Raw genomic sequence first — 25,464 nt, 5'->3', positions numbered from 1 at the left:
ACGCGTTGGGATAAGCCCCCCCCCTCTTACACCCCTCCCCCTTCAAAGTCAGCCGCTAGTGAAGCCGGGAGTACTGTAGATACCAAATCAAGCAGTAATACCTCTCACCAGGTGCCTCACATTTTCTTGAAGTAGCCTGTATCGAGAGACGATTAGCTCCGCGCCTCGAGCAGACTCTCTCATAACTTTGTATTTTCTTCTCTGACCAGTCTCTTCAAATGTCTCATCCATTAATCTACCGATCAGGTCTTCGACCTCACAATCGATATCACTTGGCGAAATACCAAGCAACAACTTCTCTTCATCAGACAACATTAGAATCATGTTTTCCCATGCCTCAAGCATCGCAGAGATATGGGTCTGCCATGCCTTCGCAGCTTCTGGCGGAACTAGGTTAAAAGGATTAGAAAGCCCGTCTTTTTCTGACTCTATAAATTCCAATAAGTGCTTTCTACAGGAGTAGACATAATCTCTGGCCGCATTGCGCTCAGAAATTAAAACTTGGAAGGCCTTTATTAACTTATATTTTTCAGTATGTTTGAATTGCGGATACCACGCATGCAAAGCGTAAACAGCTGTAACAGCTGCAGCTATCGTGGCTAAGCTTGATGCTGCATTCAGAAAGGTGACGAAACTTACCCCGCCTGCATTAGTGAAAATGAAGCCAAAAACGACCCCCGCCGAGAACAACAAAATACAGTATAGGAACATCAGATAGCCGTTTACTCGACTCATAAAATTTCGCCTTGGAAAGTTTAGGTATCGAGTCTAACCCTCATTCTCTCCCCTTAAAAGTCAGCCGCTGGATCGGCAAGGACGAAGTCATGCCTGAAGAAATCAACAAAGCCTGGCCGGACCACTTCCGCTATATCGACACCATTGGCCCGGAAGGCCTGGAGGTTCACTGCATCACCTATCAGGTGATCGGCGAAACCGCGCAGTGTTTCTACATCGGCGATACCCATACCTGCGACCTAGTCAAAGGCCCGCAATACAGCTGGACCGCTGAGGCGGTTAAGAAGCGCAGAAAGCGCGTGCTGAAAGATGGTGGCAACTGGGGCCGTCGATTCGCCTACACCGACAAGGCGCTGGCACTGCGCTCTTACAAGGCACGCAAGGCCTGGCAGCTGCGACACGCTCGTCTGTCAATGGAGCGGGCCCAAGCGGCAATCGGGTACTTCGGCGATGGCCGGGCAGAAAGCGTGATACCGGTAGCAGCAGTGACAATCCCGAACGAATACATCCAGGGCTTAAATTGGGAGGACTACTGATGATAGCCACCCTCTGGTTCGCCTACGTCTTCATCTACAAGGGGCCGAGGCCATGAATGCGCAAGTCCTCGATCCCTGCAGCGCCAGCCGCATGATGTGGTTCGACAAAGGCGACCAGCGCGCCCTGTTCGGCGACATTCGCGATGAAGAGCATGTGCTGTGTGATGGCCGGGTGTTGAAGGTTGAGCCGGATGTGATCATGGACTTCCGGCACCTGCCATTCCCCGACGCCAGCTTCAACATGGTGGTGTTCGATCCCCCGCACCTGGTGCGCGCCGGCCGCGAAAGCTGGTTGCGGCTGAAGTACGGAATCCTCACCGACGACTGGCGCGACGATCTGCGCAAAGGCTTCGCGGAGTGCTTCCGGGTGCTGCGGCCCGGCCAGTTCCTGATCTTCAAATGGAACGAAACCCAGATCCGGGTCAGTGAAATCCTTGCTCTTACTGACGAGCATCCGCTGTTTGGCCACAAGTCAGGCAAGCGCGAAAAAACGCACTGGATCACGTTCATGAAGAAAAGTTGAAACCGCTCTTCGCAACGTTAAGGAATTTAGTCTCGAGACGCTTGCCCCAACGCTTTTGCTGCGGCAAGCCTTACCTCTTTAGGTACACCCAAAGAGGAGTTCATCATTTTTAAAAGAGCCTTGCGAGCATCATCTCCCCCTGCATAACCAAGACCCTCAGCCGCAGCCACCCTTAGTTCGAGCGGTACGCCCAAAGACGCTGTCATCGTTTTGATAAGCGCTTTAACAGCGTCTTTGGAAGTTGTCATTAGTAGTGTCCCAAATGCTTTAGTCGTGGCCGGGATACTAAGGGCTCTGCAGGTTTATCGCAATTCCCACAATCCTCCTACATGCCTGCCGGTTAGCGGCGGGCGAGGTATTCCTGTGCTCAAACAAATCGGAAAACTCATCACTGAACCGCTCAGCAAGGGCGACAAGAGCCGGCCATTGCATTGGCGCATGGGGATGCGGCTGAACCACATCCACAACGACCTGCACTCCAAGCCCCCAAAACTCTGGAACGCCATCGTGATGACGGCGCGCTCGCTGATCTGTAAGCCGTTCGGCCATCGCTGGACCAGGTTCGAAGCGGTGAAGTACGGCGATTTTGGCGACTCGCGGATCTGCAAACTCTGCCGCATCAGTCACGGACAGCACCGAGGCGTCGATACCTACCACGAAACCTATCGCCAGGGCGGCTGGAACAAGATCGCCAAACCCTAACCCACCTTCTGCCACTCAGCGCGGCAAGGACACCCCATGTTCGCAACAAAACTCACCCTGATCATGCTGGGCCTGGTGCTGTACGTGTCAGCCAGCGCCTGCTGGTTCTTCTGGATCGGCCCCGGCCTGCTCATGGATGGCGAGACGGCCGACCTCATTGGCGCCTCCGCTGGCACCTGCACCTGGTTGCTTATCACTTTCGGCCTGGTCATTCACATCATCAAGACAGCACGGCCCACTTTGGGCAGCGGGAGGTAGCTATGCGCAAAGAACTCATCAAGATCAGTGAATTCCAGCGGCGACGCTGGGGCGAGAACGGCACGCCACCCTGCCCCCAGGCAATTCGCAATCACATCCGCAACGGCATGGTGCCGGGCGAGCAAATCGGGAAACTCTGGTACGTTGATTGGGCTGCGTTCAACGCGTCCAACGGCAACGACCTTGTCGCAATGGTATTGAAAGGAGCTGCATGATGGTCCCTAGGCCGCGGAACAAGGCGAATAAGAACCTACCGCAGAACCTGTACTTCGATGCGCGGCGGTCGACATATCGCTACCGCCGGCCTACCGATGGAAAGTGGTTCCAGTTCGGCAGCGATCGCATCAAAGCAATCGACGCCGCCAAGCAGTTGAATCTGGAGTTCATGCGCGGCGCAGACCTGGTGGGCGCCGTGATGTCTGCATCATCTGAGTCGTTCGCCACATTCCTCGATACCTACGAGCGAGAGGTACTGCCCCCGCGTGAGCTGGCAAAAGGAACTCTGGGGCTTTATGCCGTGCACTTCCGCCGTTTCCGGAAGCAGTTTAAAGGCAAAGCAGTCGACCAGATCACGATCCGCATGATTGCGGAGATGCTGGACGCCATTACGCCGCGCTCCGCGAACCAGTCCCGGGCTTTGCTGATCGACATTTTTAACCATGCAGCAGCCAAGGGCCTGTGCCCGGATAACCCGGCGGCCAGCACCATCAACCGAATCGAGAAGAAGCAGCGCAAACGGCACACCATCGAGGGCCTGAAAGCGATCAGAGAGAAGTCGCCAGCCTGGCTACAAAATGCAATCGACCTGGCCCTAATCACCGCTCAACGCCGCACCGACATCCTGGATATGCGCTTCGACGGAGTTCGAGAGGGCTTCCTGTATGTGGTCCAAAAGAAAACAGCCAAGGCCAGCGATGCCGCCTGGATTCGCTTTCGAGTGACGCCGGAGCTTCAAGCGGTCATCAGTCGGTGCCGCGACGATGTCGTGTCGCCCTACTTGGTGCACCGTAAACCAGATCGACTTAAGCAGAAGCAGGCACAGACCAAGGACCACTGGACGAAGGTTGAAGAGCGGTATTTGACGCGAGCATTCAAGGAGGCCAGAGAGTCGGCCAACTGCTACGCGGGATGGAAGGAAGAAGAGATGCCGGGCTTTCACGAAGTGCGAGCCTTGTCGCTGCACCTGTACAAGAAAGCCGGTAAGGATGGGCAGAAGATTGCAGGCCATGCGAGCGAGGGCATGACCAAGAACTACCAGCGAGACCACGAGGAAATCATCTGGTCCGAGGCAATTCCGGACCTGAATATCAGCGAAATCACCGGGTAGTTTTGCGCCAGTTTTGCGCGGGTTTTGCGCAGGCACAAAAAAGCCGATCGATCTGATCGGCTTAAGAGTCTGATTTTACTCAGGAATAATGGTCGGGACGGAGTGATTCGAACACTCGACCCCTAGCACCCCATGCTAGTGCGCTACCGGACTGCGCTACGCCCCGACTAGGCGTGTTACTGGGTTTGCTTCGTAACGAAGCGATCCGGAATATACCGCAAGCTTTTGAAATGTGGAAGTATTTTAAAAGCTTGTATCACTTCTTCAGAACCACCAGCACATCTTCGAGTTCGGAGATCATCTGGCGGATCATTTGCTTGTATTGGGTGGTGTCGTCTTTGGCTTCATCACCGGACATACGCTGGCGTGCGCCGCTGATGGTGAACCCCTGGTCGTACAGCAACGCACGGATCTGTCGGATCATCAGCACATCCTGGCGCTGATAATACCGACGGTTCCCGGTGCGTTTGACGGGGTTGAGTTGAGGAAACTCCTGCTCCCAATAGCGCAGCACGTGCGGTTTGACCGCACAGAGCTCGCTGACTTCACCGATGGTGAAGTAGCGTTTGCCTGGGATGACGGGTAGCTCGTCGTTATGACTTGGTTCCAGCATAAGCCTCAACTCGGGCCTTCAACTTCTGCCCTGGACGAAAGGTGACCACACGGCGAGCCGTGATCGGGATTTCTTCTCCCGTTTTTGGATTGCGGCCAGGCCGCTGGCGTTTGTCCCGCAGGTCAAAATTGCCGAAACCGGACAATTTGACCTGTTCGTTGTCTTCAAGAGCGTGCCGAATTTCTTCAAAGAACAGCTCGACCAATTCCTTGGCTTCGCGTTTGTTCAGACCCAACTCTTCGTACAGACGTTCCGCCATCTCAGCTTTCGTCAAAGCCCCCATACGTCACTTCCTTAACGTGGCGTTCAACCTTTGTTCGAGCGAGGTGAGGATATTTTGTGTCGTGGTATTCACCTCATCGTCATTAAGAGTGCGCGATGGATGCTGCCAGGTCAAGCCAACTGCAAGGCTTTTTCTATGCGGATCAATGCCTTTACCCTGATAGACGTCAAATAGCCTGAGGTCTGTCAGCCATTCCCCTGCATTTTCACGGATTACGTCCAGAACTGCAGTGGCGGCCACTTCACGGTCGGCGATCAGCGCGAGGTCACGACGCACTTCAGGGAAGCGCGACAACTCGCTGAATTTAGGCATCTTGCCCGATGCAACTTCAGCCAAGACTAGCTCAAAAACGAACACCGGACGGTCCAGACCCAAGGTTTTCGACAGCTCAGGGTGGATGGCACCGACGAAACCTACCAAGCGCCCTTCGCGCTCGATACGTGCAGTCTGGCCTGGGTGCAGCGCTGGGTGGCTGCCAGGCACGAAGGTGAAGTCATTCAGTGCGCCAGCAAAGCCCAATACGGCTTCCACATCGGCTTTAACGTCGAAGAAGTCCACAGTATCGCGGCCTTGTGCCCAGCCTTCCGGCAGGCGGCTACCGCAGACAACACCGGCCAGCATCGGCTCTTGCTTGAGGCCGTCGAGTTGGCCGACAAAACGCAGGCCGCTTTCGAACATGCGTACGCGGTCCTGCTGACGGTTCAGGTTGTGCGACAGTGCCTTGACCAGACCCGGCCACAGCGACGAACGCATGGCAGCCATGTCATTGGAGATCGGGTTGGCCAGCAGCAACGGCTCAACACCTGGGTTGAACAGCTCAAACTGCTTTGGATCGATGAAGCTATAAGTCACCGCTTCCTGGTAGCCACGGGCAACCAGCAGGCGACGCAACTCTGGCAGGTGCGCACGCGCTTCGGCCTTGGGTTGCGGCGCCAGACGCGCTTGCGGGTAACGAACCGGCAGGCGGTTGTAACCATACAGGCGAGCCAGTTCTTCGATCAGGTCGACTTCCAGGCTAATGTCGAAGCGATGGCTTGGCACTTCAACGTGCCACTGCCCTTCCCCACCGGCGGAAATACCCAGGCCGAGTGCGGACAGCAGTTGCTCAATTTGCGCAGGTTCAATCACCAGGCCAAGCATCTGCTCAACGCTTTTGGCGCGCAGGGTGATCGGTGCAATCGACGGCAGGAACTGCTCGTTGACGGTTTCGGTGATCGGGCCGGCTTCGCCACCGGTGATTTCCAGCAGCAGGCCAGTGGCGCGCTCCATGGCTTCACGGGCCAGCTTCCAGTCCACGCCACGCTCGTAGCGATGCGACGCATCGGTGTGCAGGCCATAGGAACGGGCCTTGCCAGCGATGGCGATCTGATCGAAGAACGCGCTCTCAAGGAAAATATCGCGGGTGGTTTCGGACACGCCGCTGTGTTCGCCACCCATCACGCCGGCAATCGCCAGGGCGCGGGAATGGTCGGCAATTACCAGAGTATCGGCGCGCAGGCTGACTTCCTGGCCGTCGAGCAATACCAGCTTCTCGCCTTCTTCGGCCATGCGCACGCGAATGCCGCCATTGATTTCGGCGAGATCGAAGGCGTGCAGCGGTTGGCCCAGCTCCAGCATCACGTAGTTGGTGATGTCCACGGCGGCATCGATGCTACGCACGTCGGCGCGACGCAGGCGCTCGACCATCCACAGCGGGGTTGGCTTGGACAGGTCGACGTTACGAATCACACGACCGAGGTAGCGTGGGCAGGCGTTTGGCGCCAGTACGTCGATAGGGCGCACTTCATCGTGGACTGCAGCGACTGCTGCCACCACCGGACGGGTGACCGGGGCGTTGTACAGCGCGCCCACTTCACGGGCCAGACCAGCGAGGGACAGGCAGTCACCACGGTTTGGGGTCAGGTCGACCTCAATGCTGGCGTCTTCCAGCTCCAGGTAAACGCGAATGTCCTGGCCCACTGGCGCGTCGGCCGGCAGTTCCATCAGGCCATCATTGCCTTCGCCGACTTGCAGCTCAGCCTGGGAGCACAGCATGCCGTTGGACTCAACGCCACGCAGCTTGGCTTTCTTGATCTTGAAGTCGCCCGGCAGTTCGGCGCCGATCATGGCAAACGGGATCTTCAGGCCCGGGCGCACGTTAGGCGCTCCGCACACGACCTGGAAGGTTTCCGTGCCATTACTGACCTGGCACACACGCAATTTGTCGGCATCGGGGTGCTGCTCGGTGCTCAGCACCTCGCCCACCACCACGCCGGTGAAAACACCGGCGGCCGGCGTGACGCTATCGACCTCAAGGCCGGCCATCGACAGACGAGCAACCAGCTCGTCGCGATCTACCTGCGGGCTTACCCAGCCACGCAGCCATTGTTCACTGAATTTCATCCTGCTCTCCTAAAGATTCGTTACGACTAGCGAAATTGCGCGAGGAACCGCAAGTCGTTGTCGAAGAACAGACGCAAGTCGTTCACGCCGTAACGCAGCATGGCCAAGCGCTCAACGCCCATGCCGAAGGCAAAGCCCGAGAACTCTTCCGGGTCGATCCCGGACATGCGCAGCACGTTAGGGTGAACCATGCCGCAGCCCATCACTTCCAGCCAGCCGGTCTGCTTGCAGACGCGGCAGCCTTTGCCGCTGCACATCACGCATTCCATGTCGACTTCAGCGGATGGCTCGGTGAACGGGAAGAACGATGGACGGAAACGCACCGCCAGCTCCTTCTCGAAGAACACCCGCAGGAACTCTTCGATGGTGCCTTTGAGGTCGGCGAAATTGATGTCGCGATCGACCAGCAGGCCTTCGACCTGGTGGAACATCGGCGAGTGGGTGATATCCGAGTCGCTGCGGTACACACGGCCTGGGCAGACGATGCGGATCGGCGGCTTGTTCGCTTCCATGGTGCGGACCTGTACCGGCGAGGTATGGGTGCGCAACAGCATGTTCGCGTTGAAATAGAAGGTGTCGTGCATCGACCGGGCCGGGTGATGGCCTGGGATGTTGAGCGCCTCGAAGTTGTGATAGTCGTCTTCAACCTCAGGGCCTTCGGCAATGCCGTAGCCGATGTGGGTAAAGAACTGCTCGATACGTTCCAGAGTCCGGGTAATCGGATGCAGGCCGCCCGAGGCCTGGCCACGGCCAGGCAAGGTTACATCAATGGACTCGGCGGCGAGCTTGGCCGCAAGATCGGCCTCCTCGAGCGACGCCTTGCGCGCATTGAGCACCTCTGTGACACGCTCCTTGGCGACGTTGATCAGCGCGCCGACTTGCGGCCGCTCTTCAGCCGGCAAATTCCCCAGGGTCTTCATCACCTGAGTCAATTCACCTTTTTTGCCAAGGTAGTGAACCCGGATTTGCTCCAGGGCATTTACATCTTCAGCGCTTTGCACAGCCTCAAGAGCTTGGGCAACGAGCGCGTCCAGGTTTTCCATGTACAGACTCCAGATACAAAATAGGGGAAGAGCTTGAAGGCTCTTCCCCTATTTATGACGTTTACCACCTTGGGCTACAGGAGCAACCCAGGGTGACTGTCGGGGGTACTTAAGCCAAGGTGGCTTTAGCTTTCTCGACAATCGCAGCAAACACCGCTTTTTCGTTCACGGCCAGTTCAGCCAGAACCTTACGGTCGATTTCGATGGACGCTTTTTTCAGGCCAGCGATGAAACGGCTGTAGGACAGACCGTTAACACGTGCACCAGCGTTGATACGAGCGATCCACAGAGCGCGGAACTGACGTTTTTTCTGACGACGGTCGCGGTAGGCGTATTGGCCTGCCTTGATTACCGCTTGCTTGGCAACACGGAATACGCGTGAACGCGCGCCGTAGTAGCCTTTAGCAAGTTTCAGAATTTTTTTGTGACGTTTACGGGCAATGACGCCACGCTTTACACGAGCCATGAGTTATTCCTCTATTCTTGACTAAAATTAACGAAGGCGCAGCATGCGCTCGACTTTTGCCACGTCAGACGGATGCAGCAAGCTGCTACCGCGCAGTTGACGCTTACGCTTGGTCGACATTTTGGTCAGAATGTGGCTCTTGAAAGCGTGCTTGTGCTTGATACCGTTAGCAGTTTTCAGAAACCGCTTAGCAGCACCACTTTTAGTTTTCATCTTTGGCATGTTCGGTACTCCGCATTCAGTTGATAAACATAATCAGAAGGCCTGCCGTGCCCTGTTGATTACTTCTTCTTTTTCGGGGCGATGACCATAATAAGCTGGCGTCCTTCCATCTTAGGATGCTGTTCGACCGAACCGTACTCGAGCAGGTCAGCTTCAACCCGCTTGAGGAGTTCCATCCCCAGCTCCTGGTGGGCCATCTCACGGCCGCGGAATCGCAAGGATACCTTGGCCCTGTCCCCATCACTCAGGAAACGTACCAGGTTGCGCAGTTTTACCTGGTAATCCCCTTCCTCCGTCCCTGGACGAAACTTGATTTCTTTTACTTGAATCTGCTTCTGGTTCTTCTTCGCTGCGGCAACCTGTTTCTTCTTCTCGAAGATCGATTTGCCGTAGTCCATCACCCGACAAACAGGTGGGATTGCATCGGCGGAGATTTCCACCAGGTCCAATTTGGACTCTTCAGCAATACGAAGCGCTTCATCAATCGAGACGATGCCAATCTGCTCGCCGTCAGCGCCAATTAACCGAACCTCGCGTGCCGAGATATTCTCGTTGATCGGGGCTTTCGGTGCAGCTCGTTTATCTTGTCTCATTTCACGCTTAATAATAATTACTCCGAATCTGGGCGACCACGCCGGGAAACCGCTTGCGCGAGGAACTCAGCGAACTGGGCGACGGGCATCGAGCCCAGGTCAGCACCTTCACGAGTACGCACAGCGACAGTCTGCATCTCGACTTCCCGATCTCCGATAACCAAAAGATAGGGAACCTTGAGCAAAGTATGCTCGCGGATTTTAAAGCCGATCTTTTCATTTCTCAAGTCGGACTTGGCACGAAATCCGCTTTCGTTGAGAGTTTTTTCAACTTCAGCGGCAAAATCGGCCTGTTTATCAGTGATATTCATGATCACTGCCTGGGTCGGAGCCAGCCACGCAGGGAATGCACCCTCGTAGTGCTCGATCAGGATACCGACGAACCGTTCGAACGAGCCGAGGATCGCCCGGTGCAGCATAACCGGGTGCTTACGGCTGTTATCTTCGGAGACGTATTCGGCTCCCAAACGGATCGGCAGGTTAAAATCGAGCTGCAGGGTACCACACTGCCAGACGCGACCAAGGCAATCTTTCAGCGAGAACTCGATCTTGGGGCCGTAGAAGGCGCCCTCACCCGGCTGCAGATCGTACGCAAGGCCCGCACTGTCAAGCGCAGCGGCCAGTGCTGATTCGGCGCGATCCCACAACTCATCTGAACCTACGCGTTTTTCCGGACGAGTGGACAGCTTCATTTCGACTTCGGTGAAGCCGAAATCGCGATAAACGTCCATGGTCAGCTTGATGAACGCGGCGGATTCAGCCTGCATCTGCTCTTCGGTGCAGAAGATGTGGGCGTCATCCTGAGTGAAGCCACGCACACGCATGATGCCGTGCAGTGCACCCGATGGCTCGTTACGGTGGCAGGCACCGAACTCGGCCAGGCGCATCGGCAACTCGCGGTAGCTCTTCAGGCCCTGGTTGAACACCTGCACGTGGCATGGGCAGTTCATCGGCTTGATGGCGTAGTCGCGGTTTTCCGACTGAGTGGTGAACATGTTGTCGGCGTAGTTGGCCCAGTGCCCGGATTTCTCCCACAGGCTGCGGTCAACAACCTGAGGCGTCTTGATCTCCAGGTAGCCGTTGTCGCGCTGAACCTTGCGCATGTACTGCTCGAGCACCTGGTACAGGGTCCAGCCGTTCGGGTGCCAGAACACCATGCCCGGCGCTTCTTCCTGAAGGTGGAACAGGTTCAGGCGCTTGCCGATCTTGCGATGGTCGCGCTTTTCAGCTTCTTCGATGCGCTGGATGTAGGCCGCCAGCTGCTTCTTGTCAGCCCAGGCCGTGCCGTAGATGCGCTGCAATTGTTCGTTCTTCGCGTCACCGCGCCAGTAGGCACCGGACAGCTTGGTCAGCTTGAACGACTTGAGGAAGCGCGTGTTCGGCACGTGCGGGCCACGGCACATGTCGACATATTCTTCGTGGTAATACAGGCCCATGGCCTGTTCGTCCGGCATGTCTTCCACCAGACGCAGCTTGTAGTCTTCGCCACGGGCGGTGAACACGTCGATCACTTCGGCGCGCGGCGTGACCTTTTTGATCACGTCGTAATCTTTTTCGATCAGCGCGTGCATGCGCGCCTCGATAGCGGCCAGGTCGTCCGGAGTGAAAGGACGCTCATAGGCGATATCGTAATAGAAGCCTTCGTCAATGACGGGGCCGATCACCATTTTTGCCGTTGGGTACAGCTGCTTGACCGCATGGCCAATCAGGTGCGCGCAAGAGTGGCGAATGATCTCCAGCCCCTCTTGATCCTTGGGCGTGATGATTTGCAGGCTGGCGTCGCTCGTGATCAGGTCGCTGGCATCGACCAGCTTGCCGTCGACCTTGCCGGCTACAGTGGCCTTGGCAAGACCTGCACCAATGGATGCGGCGACCTCGGCTACGGAAACCGAATGATCGAATGAACGTTGACTGCCGTCGGGAAGAGTAATAGTTGGCATGGCGCCTCCTCTCCTAGTGGTGACCCCTACCAAAGGTCACGTGGGTTGGGATGAGCCAGTACAAGATCCAACACCAGGCCGTTCAGTGATGAACGCCTGCCTTACAGCGGCAGGAGCCTTTCGGCCAACCGATAATCGAACCAGAGTGACTGGAGTGAACTCAAAAAAACATGGCAAGGCGGCAATGGGCGCGCCTGGAAATAGCCAAGCGGGTGATGCTAGCACAGATGAACGGTCATCGCGCCTGCCCCGCCTGATGAAACATAAATTCCCGCGTTTGATGCCTGCAAAAGTGAACTTGGGCTGTACGAAAGCCCTCAAACCCGCTGAGAATCGCTGTTTGTCCACGAATCAAAGGAGCACTTCATGATGCGCTTTACCTCGACCCTCGCTCTCGCCGCTTCCCTGACCCTCCTTTCCTTTGGCGCGCACGCCGCTGCCCCTTCGAACTGGCCAGCCGGTGCTCGCGACAGCTTTATCGCAGATTGCAGTTCATCAGCCCAGCAGAGCGTTGATGCCAAAACCGCAAAAGAACATTGCGAATGTGGCGCTGACAAGCTCAATGCCGAATTGACCACCGCAGAAATTAAAGAACTGATGACCAACCCGAACGCCAGCCAGGCGCTGAAAACCAAAGCGGTAACGGCCATTTCGTCCTGCAAAGTCGTGAAGAAAAAGTAAGAACGACCACTGATCAGACGGCCATTTGGCTGAAAAAACAGCCTGAAAACTGCCATTTCGCACAAATTACACAGCTTTTACGGCTTTTTTTAACAGCTGGTATTTCGCAGCAAAGCCCCGTAGACCGGGGCTTTCAGCCGACCAAGGCACTAAACGCAACGCTATTGACTAGCAAACAATGCCTTGGGGGGGCTTACAAGCCGAACATTTCGACTATGATACCCCGGTGTGCCCAGTTGGCCTGAGCAGCACAGCACTACTGAAAATATATGTTTCTTGGAGATACACCATGTCTAATCGCCAAACCGGCACCGTTAAATGGTTCAACGATGAAAAAGGCTTCGGCTTCATCACTCCTCAAGGTGGCGGTGACGACCTGTTCGTACACTTCAAAGCTATCGAAAGCGACGGTTTCAAAAGCCTGAAAGAAGGCCAAACCGTTTCCTTCGTGGCTGAGAAAGGCCAAAAGGGTATGCAAGCTGCACAGGTTCGCGGCGAGTAATTCTCCGCTGAGCTAAAAAAACCCCGTCCATGTGACGGGGTTTTTTATGGGCGCTGCAAAAGCCGCGAGGCTGTCAGCCGCAGTTGACCCGTGTAATCACCAGGTTGTCGTCAGTGTTCAGGTTAAGGCGGTCGGAGCGGTATTCCAGGGTGATCATGTCGTTAGGCTTGAGGATACGTGCGTTCTGCGCGCCGGCACGGGTACGCGCCTGCTCCAGCAATTGAGGCGAGGCTTTCTGGCCGATGGCGAATTCGGCGGCTTTCGATTCGCAGCGAGTGTGACCTGCATCGGCAACGGCGGCATCTTTACCTGGCTCAGGGGCACCCGGGGTGCTGCAACCCGCCAACGCGAGTGCTGCCAACAAAGTACCGAATGATGCGAGCTTCCAAGGCATGAAGCCTCCTATGAAAAAAATGGACAGAGATCGTGCGACAGCGATCTGGCGGTTTGGTTTCAAGACGTAAATCGCCTAAGGGCAAGTCTGCCTGACTCAAGGCGAGCATTCGCTTGATCAATCGTCACCAGATATGAACGAATTCAGTAGATGTCGATGTAGTCAAACGGTGGCTTTGGCCAGTTCTCCTGGAGTGCATTGAAAATCTGCCGCACCCAGACTTCATCGCTGGCCGCGACGTTACCGACATAACCCGAACCTTTGGCCCAGGTCTCGAGGCGAAACAGCAGGCCGTCGATGTCGACACCGCCTACGGCCTTGCCGGAGGAAATAAACGCGATACCGCCCTTGGTCACCCGCAGCTGGGTGTGCTCGTCGTCACTGGCACTCGCGAGCAACTGGCGCACGGCGTCCAGCGTGAGGTTCTCGGGGTTGTTCAAATCGATCTGCACCTGGTGTCCCCGGCAATTGAATGGGGCAACAGTGTCGCACAGCAACGGCCTCATCCCGAAACGTCTCATGCCTAAGTAGCACTGCCAAACGCCACGCAAAAATGGTTAACTGCCCCGGTTAGAACTGCGTTCCAGCGCATTGCCCAGCATTCCAGCCCCGTGAGCCCCGACCATGAGTACCGTAACCCTCCAAGCCGACATCAAAGCCAAGTGGCCTCAAGGACAAAGCTCCTACAGCCCTGGAAGCCCGGAGGAGCTGGCCATCATCGGAATCGACCTGCTGGTCAAGGAGCTCGGCACTCAGGCCGCACAGGCCTTCATCGGCCAGGTATTCGAGAAATACCCGGCCGATCATATGGGCGCCCATAACCCCGAGCGCGAATAAGACCCGGCCGGCGAGCGCCGACCGGCAAACGCTTTACTTCAGACGTGCCAGGCGCTCGGTCAGCAGATCGAAGAAGCCCTGGGCGTCGCCATTCTCGACCCAGAATGCGTTCTTCGGTTGCTTGAGGCCGTCATACCAATCGACAACGGTCTGGCCGAAGGTTGGGCCTTCGCGGCTGTCGATCACCACATTGACTTCACGGCCAGTGAACAGGGAAGGCTTGAGCAGATAGGCAATCACGGTAGCGTCATGCACCGGGCCACCCGGGATGCCGTAGTGTTCCATGTCGCCCTTGACGTACTCATTGAGAATATCGCCCACCACCTTGCTCGCATTGTTCTTGATGTCGGCAATCTGTTTCAGACGCGCATCACTGGTCAGCACTTTGTGGGTCACGTCCAGCGGCAGGTAAGTCAGCTTGACGCCGCTCTTGAGCACGATTTCAGCCGCAAGCGGGTCCGCGAACAGGTTGAACTCAGCCACCGGGGTGATATTGCCGCCATTAAAATGCGCCCCGCCCATCACCACCACTTCCTTGATGCCTTGGGTGATCTCCGGCGCCTGGGTCAACGCCAGTGCCAGGTTGGTCTGCGGGCCGAGCATGGCGATGGTGATGCTGTGAGGCTTGGCGGTGCTCAGGGTCTTGATCAGGTAGTCAACGGCATTGCCTTCGGCCAGGCCTTTCTTCGGCTCATGCACGGCGACACCGGAAATACCTTCCTTGCCGTGGATATTCTCCGCATAGATCGGCGTGCGCAGCATCGGCTTTGGCGCGCCGGCGTACACCGGAATGTCCTCGCGCCCTGCCCACTCGCGGGCCAGGCGTGCGTTGCGGGAGGTCTTGTCGAGGCGCACGTTACCGGCCACGGTGGTCAGCGCACGAATGCTCAGCTCCTGCGGGGACGCCATGGCAAACAACAACGCCACGACGTCATCGGCGCCTGGGTCGGTGTCGATGATCAGGTCGATTTTTTCCGCCGCTTGGGCGCTGGCTGCGGTGAGTGCGGACAAAAGCAGGACACTCCTAAACAGGTTTTTCAGGGTTGGGAGACCACGTTGCATGAAACACTCCTTGTCGTAGGGAAACTCTAGAAGGTGACGCCGGACACCAGCGCGATATTGCAATACGGCTGGCACTCGCCCGTGCGCACCACGGCGCGGGCCTTGCGGCTGAGCTGCTTGAAGTCTTCATGGCTGACCAAACGACGCTCGCCCAAGGCGGCCTGTTCGGTCAACACATTGAGTGGCGTCAGCGCAGGTGGCTGCTTGAGCAGGATTTCTTCGGCCACCACGTGGCTTTCTACCTGCATCTCACTGAGCACAATGCGCAAGGTGCTGATGAAATCCGGAATGCCCTGGGTCAGCGCCAGGTCGATCAACTCGACGCCTGGCGGCACTGGCAGGCCGGCATCACCGATCACCAGGATGTCACCATGGCCGAGGGATGCGATCACGCGCGACAGCGCAATATTGAGCAATGGTGTCTTTTTCATGAGGGCATAAAACCTTGTACGTCCTGCAGCGTAGGAATAGAGGGTTGCGCACCGGCCCGCGTGACCGACAGCGCGGCAGCGACCTGGCCAAACCGGATGGCTTCGGCTTCGCTTTTGCCATTGGCCAGCGCCGCGGCAAAGCCACCGACAAAGGTGTCACCGGCAGCCGTGGTGTCCACCGCCTTGACCTTGGGCGCCTGCAAATGCTCGAAACTTTTGCCATCGGCAAACAACGCGCCCTGGGCGCCAAGGGTGATGATGACCTTGCCGGCACCCGCCTTGAGCAGCTGCGTCGCAGCCACCTTGGCGCTGTCGAGGGAGTCGACCGTCACGCCACTCAGGGCACTGGCTTCGCTTTCGTTGGGGATCAGGTAATCGATCGAGGCATACCATTCCTCCGGCAGCGGGCCACTGGCCGGTGCCGGGTTGAGGATCACGGTCTTGCCCAAGTCACGACCGCGCTTGAGCGCATGACCAACGGTGTCCATCGGCACTTCCAACTGGCAGACGATGACGTCCGCTGCCTGCACGACCGCGTCAGCCGCCTGCAACGACGCGGGCGAAAGCTCGCCGTTGCTGCCGGCTACGATCACGATCGCGTTCTGGCTGCTGTCATCCACCACAATCAACGCCACGCCGCTGGAGCCATCCACGGTGCTGACGGCCTGGCAATCGATGCCCTCCACCAGCAACGCATCACGCAATTGAGCGCCGTAGGCATCCGTGCCCACACAGCCGATCATCGCCACCTCAGCGCCAAGGCGCGCAGACGCCACCGCCTGGTTGGCGCCCTTGCCGCCCGGCACGGTGGAGAACGTCTGGCCGATCAGGGTTTCACCGGCGCGCGGCAAGCGACTGGCGCGGGTGACCAGGTCCATGTTCAAGCTGCCTATTACCACTACTTTTGCTGGCATACATCAGTACTCATCAATTCGGTTCAGCGCTATTGGGCGAACACACCGGCAAATGGCGCCGTCGACTCACGCAAAACAATGCTCGGCGTCACGATGCGCTGATCGATCGGCAGTTGGGGTGTTGCAATTCGTCGCAGTAAAAGCTCGGCCGCCGTCTCGCCCAGTTGCACGATCGACTGCCCGACCGTCGTCAGCGCCGGGTACACGTAACGGCCCATTTGAATATCGTCAAAACCAATCACCGACAGCTCGCCAGGCACGCGGATATTGCGTTCGGCTGCTGCACGCAAAACGCCGAAACCAATCATATCGTTACTGGCGAAAATCGCGCTGGGCGGGTTTTCCGACAGCAGTTGTACCGCTGCGGCATAACCACCGGTGCTGGTGAAATCGCTTTCCTGGATGCGATTGGCCGCCACTTCCACGCCCGCCTCACGCAGCGCACGGTGATAACCGGCCAGACGCATCTGCGCCACGCGGGTATGACTGGGGCCACCAATGCAGGCAATGTCGCGGTGACCGAGTTCCAGCAAATGCCGGGTCGCCAGGTAAGCGCCTTGTTCGTGGTCGATGCGCACCAGGTCGACATCAATGCCGTCCAATGCGCGGTCGACAATCACCATGGGCGTTCGCACTGCGCTCAAGCCGGCGGCAAGGCCACTGTCGTCGCCGCCCACCGAGGTCACGATCAGGCCGTCGATGCGTTTTTCCAGCAGCACACGCAGGTAGCTGCGCTGCTTTTCGGCGTTATCGTCGGAGTTGCAGAGGATCACGCAATAGCCATTACGCTCGCAGTAATCCTCGATGCCCCGCGCCAGCTCGGCAAAATACGGGTTAAGGCTGTTGGGCACCAGCAGGCCGATGGTCGCAGTGGTCTTGGCCTTAAGCGAGCGCGCGACGGCACTCGGCACGTAGTCCAGCTGCTTGATCGCCGCTTCCACCTTAATGCGCACGGGCTCGCTGACCGGCCGCGTCTTGTTCACCACATGGGACACGGTGGTGTAGGAAATACCTGCAAGCGCGGCCACATCCTTGATCGTTGCCATGGTTCAGCCCCGCCGACTGGCGCGCTGGCTGCGGTAAGTGTCGAGGACCACGGCAATCACGATCACGGCGCCGGTAATGATGCGTTTGGTCGGTTCGGTCGCACCGATCTGTGCAAGGCCGGCGGCCAGTACCGAAATAATCAACACACCGAAGAAGGTGCTGATAACCGAACCACGGCCACCCATCAGGCTGGTGCCGCCGATCACCACAGCGGCGATCACTTGCAGCTCAAGGCCGGATCCGGCATTCGGGTCCGCCGCTTCCAGGCGGGAAATCTGGAACAGTGCCGCCACGCCGGCCAGCAGCCCCATGAGGCTGAACACCAGGATCTTGTAGGGCTTGGGGTTGATACCGGCCAGGCGCACAGCCTCTTCGTTGGTGCCGATGCCGATCAAGTAGCGGCCGAATACGGTACGGGTCAACACCAACTGCGCAGCGATGATTACCAACAAGGCAATGATGAACGACGGCGAAATCCCGAAAGCCACCGGGTTCGACAGCCAGGCATAGGAGTCACCGATATAGGCGGTGCGCGAGCCCGTCATCTGGTAGGCCACGCCACGCGCCATTTCCAGCACGCCAAGGGACACGATAAACGACGGGATGCGCCAGGCCACCGTGATCGAACCGGTGATGGTCCCCGCCAACGCCGCGCAGCCCATGCCCAGCAACGCCGCCGGCAAAACGCTCCAGCCCCAGCCCAGAATCGCCACGCTGACCGCCGAAGCGGCCAATGCCAGCACCGAGCCCACCGACAGGTCAATGCCGCCGATGATCAGGATAAACGTCATGCCCACCGCCAGCACCATCAGGTCCGGGATCTGGTTGGCCAGGGTGCTGAAGGTGTCATAGGACAGGAAGTGGTCGCTGAGCACCGAGAACAGCGCAATCATCGCGAGCAAGGCGCCGGCCAGCCCAAGGTAGGTGCCCAGGCCGTAGAAGTTGCCGCCGGTTTTACCCGGTGAAGAGGTGGTTTTCATGGGGTTTCCCTAAGCACTGCGTCATTGAGCAGCGCGTCACGTTTTTGATAGCCAGCAAAGGCGGCGGCGAGCAATTCGTCCTGGGTCCAGCTGTCGCGCTCGAAGGTCTCGATCAAGCGCCCGGCGGACAGCACACCGATGCGATCGCAGATCAGCATCAGTTCGCGCAGGTCACTCGATACCACCACCAGCGCTTTGCCCTGGCGCGTCAATTCGCCGAGCAAGGCATAAATGTCAAACTTGGCGCCGACGTCGATACCGCGAGTCGGCTCATCGAACAGCATTACCGCGCAGTCGCGCTCCAGCCAGCGGCCAATCACGACCTTCTGCTGGTTGCCGCCCGACAACTCGGACACCAACTGCGCCGGGCTGGAACTGCGGATGCGCATGGCGTCGATCTGGCGCTTGGCGAGGGCAGTTTCGTCGCGGCTGTTCACCACGCCGCCGCCGGAGATTTCCGGCATGTTGCCCAAGGCAATATTGGCGCTGATAGATTGGGTCAGCAGCAAGCCTTCGCCCTTGCGGTCTTCGGTGATCAGCGCGATGCCATGGCCCACTGCGTCCACCGGCGAGCGAATGCTCACCACCTGGGCTGGCGAACCCAGGGCCACAGTGCCGCTGTCGGCCAGGTCGGCACCGAAGATAAGACGCAGCAGTTCAGTGCGGCCGGCGCCGATCAGGCCGGAAATGCCGTAGATTTCGCCGGCACGTACTTCAAAAGACACATCGCGAACCTTGTCCGAGCGGGTCAAGCCTTTGACCGTCAGGGCCGGGCCGCCGATGGTGCGCGGCCCCAGGTCGATGTGCTCACCCAGCTCGCGGCCGACCATCAAGGTCACCAACTGCTCGCTGTTGTAGTTGGCCATCGGCTCGACGCAGACCAGTTTGCCGTCGCGCAGCACGGCAATGCGCTGGGCAACACGGGCGAGCTCTTCAAGGCGGTGTGAAATATAAATGATCGCCACGCCCCGAGCCTGCAGACGGGTGATTTGTTCAAAGAGCATCTCGACTTCACGGGCGGTGAGCATGGCCGTGGGTTCGTCGAGGATCAGTACATGGCAGTCGCCGATCAGGTTGCGGGCGATCTCGACCATCTGTTGATGACCAATGCCCAGCGTACCAACCAATGTGTCCGGGTCGATCGCATCCAGGCCCACCTGGGCCATGGCTTCGATCGCAGCTTTACGCAGTTGCTTGCGGTTGATCCAGCCGCAGTTCCTGGGCAGGTTGTCCAGGAACAGGTTTTCGGCCACGGTCAGGGTCGGCAGCAGGTTGAGTTCCTGCATGACCATGCGCACGCCCAGCTCTTCAGCCTGGGTGCGACTGCCCGGACGGTAATCCTGGCCATTGAACTGCATGTGCCCGGTGGTCGGCGTGACCAGCCCGCCGATGATTTTCGACAAGGTGCTTTTACCTGCGCCGTTCTCACCGGTCAGTGCCAGCACTTCCCCGCGATTGAGCGTCAGGGTGATGTCGGACAGCACCGGTTGGGCATAGGTCTTGCCGATACCGCTGACCGAGAGGACAGCGTTCGGGGCGGAAGATGACATAGGGGAATCTCCAGGCGCCCGCTCAGGACGAGCGGGCGCTGTTGGGTGCTGCCAGGATTACTTCTTGAGGACGAGTTCGACCGGGGTTTCGATCATGCCGTCAACAGCATCAACTTTTTCACCCTTGACCAGCTTCAGCGCATTCTGGATACCGAATACCGCTTGCTGGGCAGCAGCCTGGTCGGCCGTCGCGAGTACACGGCCGTCTTGCAGCATCGGCTTGATGGCTTCGATATTGTCGTAGCCCACTACAAGCACCTTGCCGGCCTTGCCTGCGCCACGCACGGCGGAAACGGCGCCCAAGGCCATGTTGTCGTTACCGGCCAGCAGTGCCTTGATGTTCGGGTTTGCCTGCAGCATCGCAGCGGCAATCGAGTTGCCCTTGTCGATTTCCCACTCACCGGACTGGGTAGAGACGATTTTCATGCCGGCGGCATCCATCGCATCCTTGAAACCCGCGGTACGTTGCTGGGCGTTGGTGGTGGTGGATACACCTTCGATGATGGCGACTTCATCACCCTTGGTGAGGTGCTTGGCCAGTTCTTCACCTACCAGACGCGCGCCCTTACGGTTGTCAGGGCCAACGAACGGAATATCCAGGGATTTGCTTTTCAGCACATCCACGTCCAGGCGGTTATCGATGTTGACGATCTTGATGCCTTTGTCCGAGGCTTTTTTCAGCACGGTGACGAGTGCCTTGGAATCCGCCGGAGCAATCACGATGGCGTTTACCTTGGCGAGGATCATCTGGTTGACGATATCGATTTGCGCGCTGGTATCGGTTTCGTTCTTGATCCCGTTGGTGATCATGTCGAAATCAGCGGCGTGGTCTTTTTGATACTTCTTGGCGCCGTCCTGCATGGTCACGAAGAATTCGTTGGCAAGGGACTTCATCACCAGGCCGACCTTGGGTTTGGCGGCGGCGTCATCGGCAAAAGCAGAGGAAAGGGGCAGAGCAGCGGATGCGGCAGCAAGCACAGCGACAGCAAGAAGACGTCCAGCAAATGGCAGCTTCATGGGTTCACTCCGATCTTATGATTATTGTGAGCAACGCTTGCACTATGAAACATCTCGCAAACGTTTGCGTTGATCAAACTATGAGAACCTTGTCGAGATTTGTCAACGGCTGAAAAACGTCTTTCATCAAAGCCACCTGCCCTCGCAGCGGTTAAACATTGCCCTCACCCGATCGTTCTCTAAAACGACAGACTGTGAGACTGCTGTCACACAGGTTCAGACCCATATTCCATCATGATTTTCGGACAACCGAACGCAATACCGCCCCACTGTTCGGAAAGCCGGACGAGCGTTGCCCATACCCATCCAAAAAACCAACGTAAGTTGTTTTAAATCAACACGTTAATTTATATCCACCCACACAATCAGCTTGGTACAAATCCTGCTCTTTCTCAGCACCTCGCGGCATTCAGAACTGCCCGGGTGTTCTAGATGAATCTGCACCAGCACTCATCAAAAACCAGAGAGAAAAATAATGAAATCTGCACTGAAAACCTTCGTTCCTGGGGCCCTCGCCCTCCTGCTGCTGTTCCCCGTTGCCGCTCAGGCAAAGGAAGTTGAAACCAAGACCAAACTGTCCAACGTGGTGATCCTCGCCACCGGCGGCACCATTGCTGGCGCCGGCGCCAGTGCGGCCAACAGTGCCACTTACCAGGCAGCCAAAGTCGGCATCGAACAACTGATCGCCGGCGTGCCTGAGCTTAGTCAGATCGCCAACGTACGCGGCGAACAAGTAATGCAAATTGCGTCCGAAAGCATCAACAACGAAAACCTGCTGCAGTTGGGTCGTCGTGTTGCCGAGCTGGCCGACAGCAAGGATGTGGACGGCATCGTGATCACCCACGGTACCGACACCCTGGAAGAAACCGCTTACTTCCTCAACCTGGTGGAAAAAACCGACAAGCCAATCGTGGTGGTCGGCTCCATGCGCCCAGGCACCGCCATGTCGGCGGACGGCATGCTCAACCTGTACAACGCCGTGGCCGTGGCCGGCAGCAAAGACGCGCGCGGCAAGGGCGTGCTGGTGACCATGAACGACGAGATCCAATCGGGTCGCGACGTGAGCAAAATGATCAACATCAAGACCGAAGCATTCAAGAGCCCATGGGGCCCGCTGGGCATGGTGGTTGAAGGCAAATCCTACTGGTTCCGCTTGCCTGCCAAGCGTCACACCATGGATTCGGAATTCGACATCAAGACCATCAAGAGCCTGCCGGACGTTGAAATCGCCTACGGTTACGGCAACGTGAGCGACACCGCCGTCAAAGCCCTGGCCCAGGCCGGCGCCAAAGCCATCATCCATGCCGGTACCGGTAATGGTTCGGTGTCTTCCAAGGTGGTGCCTGCCCTGCAGGAACTGCGCAAGCAAGGTGTGCAGATCATTCGTTCTTCCCACGTGAATGCCGGCGGTTTCGTTCTGCGCAATGCCGAACAGCCTGACGACAAGTACGACTGGGTCGCCGCACATGACCTGAACCCACAAAAAGCCCGGATTCTGGCGATGGTTGCCCTGACCAAGACCCAGGACAGCAAAGAGCTGCAACGGATGTTCTGGGAATACTGATCCCCGGTAACTCGGGTAGAGGCGGGTTCACTCGCTTCTACCTCTCCTCTTGCACCTCGATACAACTCCCCGCGCTGCATTACCTCGCTGAAAACGCTGCCAGACAAACCTCCTGAATTTTAAGCAGTTGCGAAAATCGTAACAGTTAAATACTGTATGCCCGTACAGCACACTAAGGAATACTCCGTGGCAACGTCCTCTTCCGCAGCGCCAACCCCCGACGCGTACGCACGCCTTGCCGTTCGCGTGCAAAAAATCATCAATTCGACCAATGCCCAGAAAGCCAAGGCTGCCTTGATCTTCCGCTTGCCGGATGAGCCTGAGGAGGATTGGGCGCGCTTGCTGGAGGAGATTGCGGAGAACGACAACGTCACCCTCGCCTACCGGGATGACGGCGGCGTGCAGATTTTCTGGGTTGTGCCGAAGGAAGATTGATTCAATGAGTGGCCGTTTTATTGCTGTTTTTTGCCTGTTTTTTGCCGTTACAGCCCACGCCCAAGCGCCTCGAACCTTCAGCGAGGCCAAGAAAGTCGCCTGGAAGCTCTACGCCCCGCAATCCACGGAGTTCTACTGTGGCTGTAAATACACCGGCAACCGCGTGGATTTGAAAGCCTGCGGTTACGTACCGCGCAAAAACGCCAACCGCGCCGCACGCATCGAATGGGAACATATCGTCCCGGCCTGGCAAATCGGGCATCAACGCCAGTGTTGGCAAACCGGCGGGCGCAAAAACTGTACGCGTCATGATGATGTGTTCAAACGCGCCGAGGCGGACCTGCACAACCTGGTGCCGAGCATCGGCGAGGTCAATGGCGACCGTAACAACTTCAGTTTTGGCTGGCTGCCGGCGCAACGTGGGCAGTACGGCTCATGCCTGACCCAGGTAGATTTCAAGGCCAAAAAAGTCATGCCGCGCCCGTCTATTCGCGGAATGATCGCTCGAACGTATTTTTACATGAGCAAACAATACGGCTTGCGCCTGTCAAAACAGGACCGCCAGTTGTATGAAGCCTGGAACAAGACCTACCCGGTGCAACCCTGGGAGCGCCAGCGCAACCAGACCGTGGCGTGTGTGATGGGGCGCGGTAACGAGTTTGTCGGCCCGGTAAACCTTAAGGCCTGCGGTTGAGCGTGGGCGGGTTTGCCGCCCACGCTGCGGGTTATTGCGCAGCCTTGTGCTCGACAACCTCTGATTCCGTATCGTTTTTCTTGGCACGTGCAAGCTTTTCGGTCAGCAGCGCCTGCTTGGCTTCAGCCTCGGCCTTGCTCGCGAACGGGCCGAGATACACCTCGTCCTTGCCGTCTGTTTTGACGATATAAAAGTTGAAACCATGTTCAAGCAACCAGGCCGTCAGGTCGGTGATTGCTTGCAGCTTATGGCCCGGCGGGCCTACCCACACGTCCCATTCCTGAGCGGCAATCGCCCCGGGTTGTGGCTGGCTCTCGGTCACGGCAGGCTTGGCCTTGGGGGCGTCAACCGGTTTACCTTCACCGCAACCGGCCAACGCCAACACCGCAATTGCCATCGCTACTTTACGCACTGCCCTGCTCCTTTAAGGATAAAGAGGCAACTTTATCATTCACTGTCTATTCTGGCCGTCATAAACGTTGGCTTAAACAATGCGAATGATGTATCGCAGACCTGTATGATGCCGCCATGGGAATTAATGTCGCCTCTATGCGTCCTAAAAGAGGCAGTCACAGGGAAGCGCTTAGCAGTAAGCTACACACATCCGACACCTGCCCTGTCTGAAACATGTGTCCTTAAAAGTAATCAAGGAGAAGTCCATGCTGATACTCACCCGCAAAGTTGGTGAAAGCATAAACATCGGTGATGACATTACGATCACCATCCTGGGCGTCAGCGGCCAGCAAGTACGAATCGGCATCAACGCACCCAAGGACGTTGCCGTGCATCGCGAGGAGATCTACCAGCGCATTCAGGCTGGCCTGACAGCTCCGGACAAAAACCAGACTCCTTGACGTTTCACTCAGTAGCCAGCCTTTTCGTTCACTGTGATGGCTGGCGAAAACCCTTCCGCCCGCTCGCGCTTCCCGCATGATCGGCGTGCTTTATGCTTTCAGCTACGCTGCAAGATGAAACTCTCTTGGCGTCTGGAACTTGTTGCGTAATTCGTGGCCGAACCTCCTGACTATAACCCTACCATCTGTGTGCGTTCAGGAGCACGTCGATGAGGCCGATTGCAAAACAGCCACTTGTGTCCAAGTCCTGGGGGATCGCCCTGCTGATAGGGCTGGCCTTCGTGGTGCTGGGATATGGCGTGAGGTTCGAGATTGAAACAGTCAGTGACCCCGTTAAACGCTCGTCGCTGGACCTGACACTCTTCTTGTGCGGCTATCTGTTCGTGTTCTGCCTGAAGCCTATCCAGAAAGCCATTTTGCGCAAATTATGCCAGCGTGCCGAGCAACGCGAGCACCCGAAGACTGCCCGTTGATGGCCGCTAATCCGCTATCAGATCGCCGGTATTTACAGGCCTGCGCCAGGATCTATGCTTGGGCTTGCACGCTCAGTCAAAGGCATTAAAGCAGATGGACACTCTCAGCAAATCCCAAATCGAAGCTGCTTTGGCGGCACGCTTACCCAGCTATGAGATTACCTGTACGTTGCACGCTGACGGCACCCTTTGCGCCATCCTCAGCGGCCCGGAAACCGACCACTTCGCGATTACCGGCATCGTGCGTGCGCACTACCGGGGTGCCGAGGCGATTGCCCGGCTCGCCAATGAGATACTCAGGGAAATGGTGCTTTCGCGCCAGGGCATCAAGAGCGGCCGACCACAGGCACCGCCCGCCGCCCCTTCCTGCGCACAAAGCCGAGACCGGTAACGGGCTCGGCTTTTT

General features: G+C 57.5%; 35 protein-coding genes and 1 tRNA gene. 15 read left to right on the top strand and 21 right to left on the bottom strand.

Annotated elements, in window-relative coordinates:
• Positions 1 to 87: 87 nt before the first annotated feature.
• Positions 88 to 735, bottom strand: coding sequence for a hypothetical protein (locus K0H48_RS20135; RefSeq protein WP_219268836.1), 648 nt, complete (start codon positions 733 to 735; stop codon positions 88 to 90).
• 89 nt (positions 736 to 824) lie between these two features.
• Between K0H48_RS20135 and K0H48_RS20130 the strand changes: the two genes are divergently transcribed.
• Entirely contained in the window at positions 825 to 1,271 is a 447-nt protein-coding gene (locus tag K0H48_RS20130; protein ID WP_219268835.1) for a hypothetical protein, read from the top strand.
• A 52-nt stretch (positions 1,272 to 1,323) separates the two neighbouring features.
• Positions 1,324 to 1,794 (top strand): class I SAM-dependent methyltransferase, encoded by a 471-nt coding sequence (locus K0H48_RS20125; RefSeq protein ID WP_219268834.1) that lies wholly within the window; start codon positions 1,324 to 1,326, stop codon positions 1,792 to 1,794.
• A 26-nt stretch (positions 1,795 to 1,820) separates the two neighbouring features.
• Here the strand turns inward: K0H48_RS20125 and K0H48_RS20120 are convergent, their stop codons facing one another.
• Positions 1,821 to 2,042, bottom strand: coding sequence for a HEAT repeat domain-containing protein (locus K0H48_RS20120; protein ID WP_219268833.1), 222 nt, complete (start codon positions 2,040 to 2,042; stop codon positions 1,821 to 1,823).
• A gap of 115 nt (positions 2,043 to 2,157) precedes the next feature.
• On the opposite strand from K0H48_RS20120, the gene K0H48_RS20115 reads away from it, so the two are divergent.
• The 4 genes from K0H48_RS20115 to K0H48_RS20100 are packed head-to-tail and all read left to right on the top strand — an operon-like array spanning position 2,158 to position 4,081.
• Positions 2,158 to 2,496: a hypothetical protein gene (locus tag K0H48_RS20115; protein WP_219268832.1), complete on the top strand. Its 339-nt coding sequence runs from the start codon at positions 2,158 to 2,160 to the stop codon at positions 2,494 to 2,496.
• A 36-nt stretch (positions 2,497 to 2,532) separates the two neighbouring features.
• A complete protein-coding gene (locus K0H48_RS20110) occupies positions 2,533 to 2,754 on the top strand; it encodes a hypothetical protein (protein WP_219268831.1) in 222 nt (73 codons plus the stop codon).
• Positions 2,755 to 2,756: 2 nt separating this feature from the next.
• The gene (locus K0H48_RS20105; protein ID WP_046068904.1) at positions 2,757 to 2,969 is read left to right on the top strand and encodes a hypothetical protein; all 213 of its coding nucleotides are present in this window, start codon (positions 2,757 to 2,759) and stop codon (positions 2,967 to 2,969) included.
• Positions 2,969 to 4,081 carry a phage integrase Arm DNA-binding domain-containing protein gene (locus K0H48_RS20100; protein ID WP_219268918.1) on the top strand — a complete coding sequence of 371 codons (1,113 nt, stop codon included), beginning with the start codon at positions 2,969 to 2,971 and terminating at the stop codon, positions 4,079 to 4,081. The genes K0H48_RS20105 and K0H48_RS20100 overlap by 1 nt, the downstream gene beginning before the upstream one ends.
• A gap of 89 nt (positions 4,082 to 4,170) precedes the next feature.
• On the opposite strand, the gene K0H48_RS20095 is transcribed toward K0H48_RS20100, so the two are convergent.
• From K0H48_RS20095 to thrS, 9 genes are all read right to left on the bottom strand, one after another.
• A tRNA-Pro gene (locus K0H48_RS20095) sits at positions 4,171 to 4,247 on the bottom strand.
• Between the two features lie 90 nt (positions 4,248 to 4,337).
• Positions 4,338 to 4,694: a MerR family transcriptional regulator gene (locus K0H48_RS20090; RefSeq protein ID WP_003219935.1), complete on the bottom strand. Its 357-nt coding sequence runs from the start codon at positions 4,692 to 4,694 to the stop codon at positions 4,338 to 4,340.
• A complete protein-coding gene (gene ihfA, locus K0H48_RS20085) occupies positions 4,675 to 4,977 on the bottom strand; it encodes an integration host factor subunit alpha (RefSeq protein ID WP_002553164.1) in 303 nt (100 codons plus the stop codon). The genes K0H48_RS20090 and ihfA overlap by 20 nt, the downstream gene beginning before the upstream one ends.
• A gap of 3 nt (positions 4,978 to 4,980) precedes the next feature.
• Positions 4,981 to 7,359 (bottom strand): phenylalanine--tRNA ligase subunit beta, encoded by a 2,379-nt coding sequence (gene pheT, locus K0H48_RS20080; protein WP_219268830.1) that lies wholly within the window; start codon positions 7,357 to 7,359, stop codon positions 4,981 to 4,983.
• Positions 7,360 to 7,385: 26 nt separating this feature from the next.
• On the bottom strand, positions 7,386 to 8,402 hold the full coding sequence (pheS, locus tag K0H48_RS20075) for a phenylalanine--tRNA ligase subunit alpha (protein ID WP_003192486.1): 1,017 nt from the start codon (positions 8,400 to 8,402) through the stop codon (positions 7,386 to 7,388).
• Between the two features lie 109 nt (positions 8,403 to 8,511).
• Positions 8,512 to 8,868, bottom strand: a complete 357-nt coding sequence (gene rplT / locus K0H48_RS20070) for a 50S ribosomal protein L20 (RefSeq protein ID WP_003174975.1) — start codon at positions 8,866 to 8,868, stop codon at positions 8,512 to 8,514.
• A gap of 27 nt (positions 8,869 to 8,895) precedes the next feature.
• Positions 8,896 to 9,090, bottom strand: coding sequence for a 50S ribosomal protein L35 (gene rpmI / locus K0H48_RS20065; protein ID WP_002553160.1), 195 nt, complete (start codon positions 9,088 to 9,090; stop codon positions 8,896 to 8,898).
• Between the two features lie 59 nt (positions 9,091 to 9,149).
• Positions 9,150 to 9,701 (bottom strand): translation initiation factor IF-3, encoded by a 552-nt coding sequence (infC, locus tag K0H48_RS20060; protein ID WP_015884933.1) that lies wholly within the window; start codon positions 9,699 to 9,701, stop codon positions 9,150 to 9,152.
• Entirely contained in the window at positions 9,701 to 11,623 is a 1,923-nt protein-coding gene (thrS, locus tag K0H48_RS20055) for a threonine--tRNA ligase (protein WP_219268829.1), read from the bottom strand. The genes infC and thrS overlap by 1 nt, the downstream gene beginning before the upstream one ends.
• 366 nt (positions 11,624 to 11,989) lie before the next feature.
• On the opposite strand from thrS, the gene K0H48_RS20050 reads away from it, so the two are divergent.
• On the top strand, positions 11,990 to 12,304 hold the full coding sequence (locus K0H48_RS20050) for a hypothetical protein (protein WP_219268828.1): 315 nt from the start codon (positions 11,990 to 11,992) through the stop codon (positions 12,302 to 12,304).
• A 289-nt stretch (positions 12,305 to 12,593) separates the two neighbouring features.
• Positions 12,594 to 12,806 (top strand): cold-shock protein, encoded by a 213-nt coding sequence (locus tag K0H48_RS20045; RefSeq protein WP_003234260.1) that lies wholly within the window; start codon positions 12,594 to 12,596, stop codon positions 12,804 to 12,806.
• A gap of 73 nt (positions 12,807 to 12,879) precedes the next feature.
• On the opposite strand, the gene K0H48_RS20040 is transcribed toward K0H48_RS20045, so the two are convergent.
• Both K0H48_RS20040 and K0H48_RS20035 read right to left on the bottom strand, forming a co-directional pair.
• Complete coding sequence (locus K0H48_RS20040) at positions 12,880 to 13,200, bottom strand: I78 family peptidase inhibitor (protein WP_017138776.1); 321 nt, start codon at positions 13,198 to 13,200, stop codon at positions 12,880 to 12,882.
• Positions 13,201 to 13,343: 143 nt separating this feature from the next.
• Positions 13,344 to 13,652: a hypothetical protein gene (locus tag K0H48_RS20035; RefSeq protein WP_219268827.1), complete on the bottom strand. Its 309-nt coding sequence runs from the start codon at positions 13,650 to 13,652 to the stop codon at positions 13,344 to 13,346.
• Positions 13,653 to 13,824: 172 nt separating this feature from the next.
• Here K0H48_RS20035 and K0H48_RS20030 point away from each other — a divergent pair, with 172 nt between their 5' ends.
• A complete protein-coding gene (locus K0H48_RS20030) occupies positions 13,825 to 14,037 on the top strand; it encodes a hypothetical protein (protein WP_017138774.1) in 213 nt (70 codons plus the stop codon).
• A 33-nt stretch (positions 14,038 to 14,070) separates the two neighbouring features.
• On the opposite strand, the gene K0H48_RS20025 is transcribed toward K0H48_RS20030, so the two are convergent.
• Genes K0H48_RS20025 through K0H48_RS19995 form a run of 7 tightly spaced genes read right to left on the bottom strand, consistent with a single transcriptional unit; the run spans position 14,071 to position 21,038 of the window.
• Positions 14,071 to 15,099 carry a nucleoside hydrolase gene (locus tag K0H48_RS20025; RefSeq protein WP_219268826.1) on the bottom strand — a complete coding sequence of 343 codons (1,029 nt, stop codon included), beginning with the start codon at positions 15,097 to 15,099 and terminating at the stop codon, positions 14,071 to 14,073.
• Positions 15,100 to 15,125: 26 nt separating this feature from the next.
• Positions 15,126 to 15,530 carry a D-ribose pyranase gene (rbsD, locus tag K0H48_RS20020; RefSeq protein WP_219268825.1) on the bottom strand — a complete coding sequence of 135 codons (405 nt, stop codon included), beginning with the start codon at positions 15,528 to 15,530 and terminating at the stop codon, positions 15,126 to 15,128.
• Positions 15,527 to 16,444, bottom strand: coding sequence for a ribokinase (gene rbsK / locus K0H48_RS20015; RefSeq protein WP_219268824.1), 918 nt, complete (start codon positions 16,442 to 16,444; stop codon positions 15,527 to 15,529). Before rbsK ends, rbsD begins: the two co-directional genes overlap by 4 nt.
• 29 nt (positions 16,445 to 16,473) lie before the next feature.
• Entirely contained in the window at positions 16,474 to 17,490 is a 1,017-nt protein-coding gene (locus K0H48_RS20010; protein WP_219268823.1) for a LacI family DNA-binding transcriptional regulator, read from the bottom strand.
• A 3-nt stretch (positions 17,491 to 17,493) separates the two neighbouring features.
• The gene (locus tag K0H48_RS20005) at positions 17,494 to 18,471 is read right to left on the bottom strand and encodes an ABC transporter permease (protein ID WP_017138769.1); all 978 of its coding nucleotides are present in this window, start codon (positions 18,469 to 18,471) and stop codon (positions 17,494 to 17,496) included.
• The gene (locus tag K0H48_RS20000) at positions 18,468 to 20,021 is read right to left on the bottom strand and encodes a sugar ABC transporter ATP-binding protein (RefSeq protein WP_065911833.1); all 1,554 of its coding nucleotides are present in this window, start codon (positions 20,019 to 20,021) and stop codon (positions 18,468 to 18,470) included. Before K0H48_RS20000 ends, K0H48_RS20005 begins: the two co-directional genes overlap by 4 nt.
• Positions 20,022 to 20,078: 57 nt before the next feature.
• Positions 20,079 to 21,038 carry a sugar ABC transporter substrate-binding protein gene (locus K0H48_RS19995; protein ID WP_138814698.1) on the bottom strand — a complete coding sequence of 320 codons (960 nt, stop codon included), beginning with the start codon at positions 21,036 to 21,038 and terminating at the stop codon, positions 20,079 to 20,081.
• 475 nt (positions 21,039 to 21,513) lie between these two features.
• Between K0H48_RS19995 and K0H48_RS19990 the strand changes: the two genes are divergently transcribed.
• The 3 genes from K0H48_RS19990 (at position 21,514) to K0H48_RS19980 (ending at position 23,731) form a co-directional block, all read left to right on the top strand.
• Entirely contained in the window at positions 21,514 to 22,602 is a 1,089-nt protein-coding gene (locus K0H48_RS19990; RefSeq protein ID WP_056861272.1) for an asparaginase, read from the top strand.
• Between the two features lie 186 nt (positions 22,603 to 22,788).
• Positions 22,789 to 23,037 (top strand): DUF1654 domain-containing protein, encoded by a 249-nt coding sequence (locus K0H48_RS19985; RefSeq protein WP_219268822.1) that lies wholly within the window; start codon positions 22,789 to 22,791, stop codon positions 23,035 to 23,037.
• A gap of 4 nt (positions 23,038 to 23,041) precedes the next feature.
• Positions 23,042 to 23,731 (top strand): endonuclease, encoded by a 690-nt coding sequence (locus tag K0H48_RS19980; RefSeq protein WP_138814696.1) that lies wholly within the window; start codon positions 23,042 to 23,044, stop codon positions 23,729 to 23,731.
• Between the two features lie 31 nt (positions 23,732 to 23,762).
• On the opposite strand, the gene K0H48_RS19975 is transcribed toward K0H48_RS19980, so the two are convergent.
• On the bottom strand, positions 23,763 to 24,128 hold the full coding sequence (locus K0H48_RS19975) for an SPOR domain-containing protein (protein WP_138815382.1): 366 nt from the start codon (positions 24,126 to 24,128) through the stop codon (positions 23,763 to 23,765).
• Between the two features lie 262 nt (positions 24,129 to 24,390).
• On the opposite strand from K0H48_RS19975, the gene csrA reads away from it, so the two are divergent.
• The 3 genes from csrA to K0H48_RS19960 all read left to right on the top strand — a co-directional run bounded on the left by csrA (position 24,391) and on the right by K0H48_RS19960 (position 25,449).
• On the top strand, positions 24,391 to 24,585 hold the full coding sequence (gene csrA, locus K0H48_RS19970) for a carbon storage regulator CsrA (RefSeq protein WP_003192511.1): 195 nt from the start codon (positions 24,391 to 24,393) through the stop codon (positions 24,583 to 24,585).
• A gap of 209 nt (positions 24,586 to 24,794) precedes the next feature.
• On the top strand, positions 24,795 to 25,058 hold the full coding sequence (locus tag K0H48_RS19965) for a hypothetical protein (RefSeq protein ID WP_219268821.1): 264 nt from the start codon (positions 24,795 to 24,797) through the stop codon (positions 25,056 to 25,058).
• Between the two features lie 94 nt (positions 25,059 to 25,152).
• The gene (locus K0H48_RS19960) at positions 25,153 to 25,449 is read left to right on the top strand and encodes a hypothetical protein (RefSeq protein WP_219268820.1); all 297 of its coding nucleotides are present in this window, start codon (positions 25,153 to 25,155) and stop codon (positions 25,447 to 25,449) included.
• Positions 25,450 to 25,464 lie beyond the last annotated feature (15 nt).

This window comes from Pseudomonas sp. Xaverov 259 (assembly GCF_019352915.1).
In the GTDB taxonomy this organism is placed as follows: Bacteria; Pseudomonadota; Gammaproteobacteria; order Pseudomonadales; family Pseudomonadaceae; genus Aquipseudomonas.
Note: the sequence above shows the minus strand (reverse complement) of the source record. Positions and strands in the feature narration are given on the sequence as shown.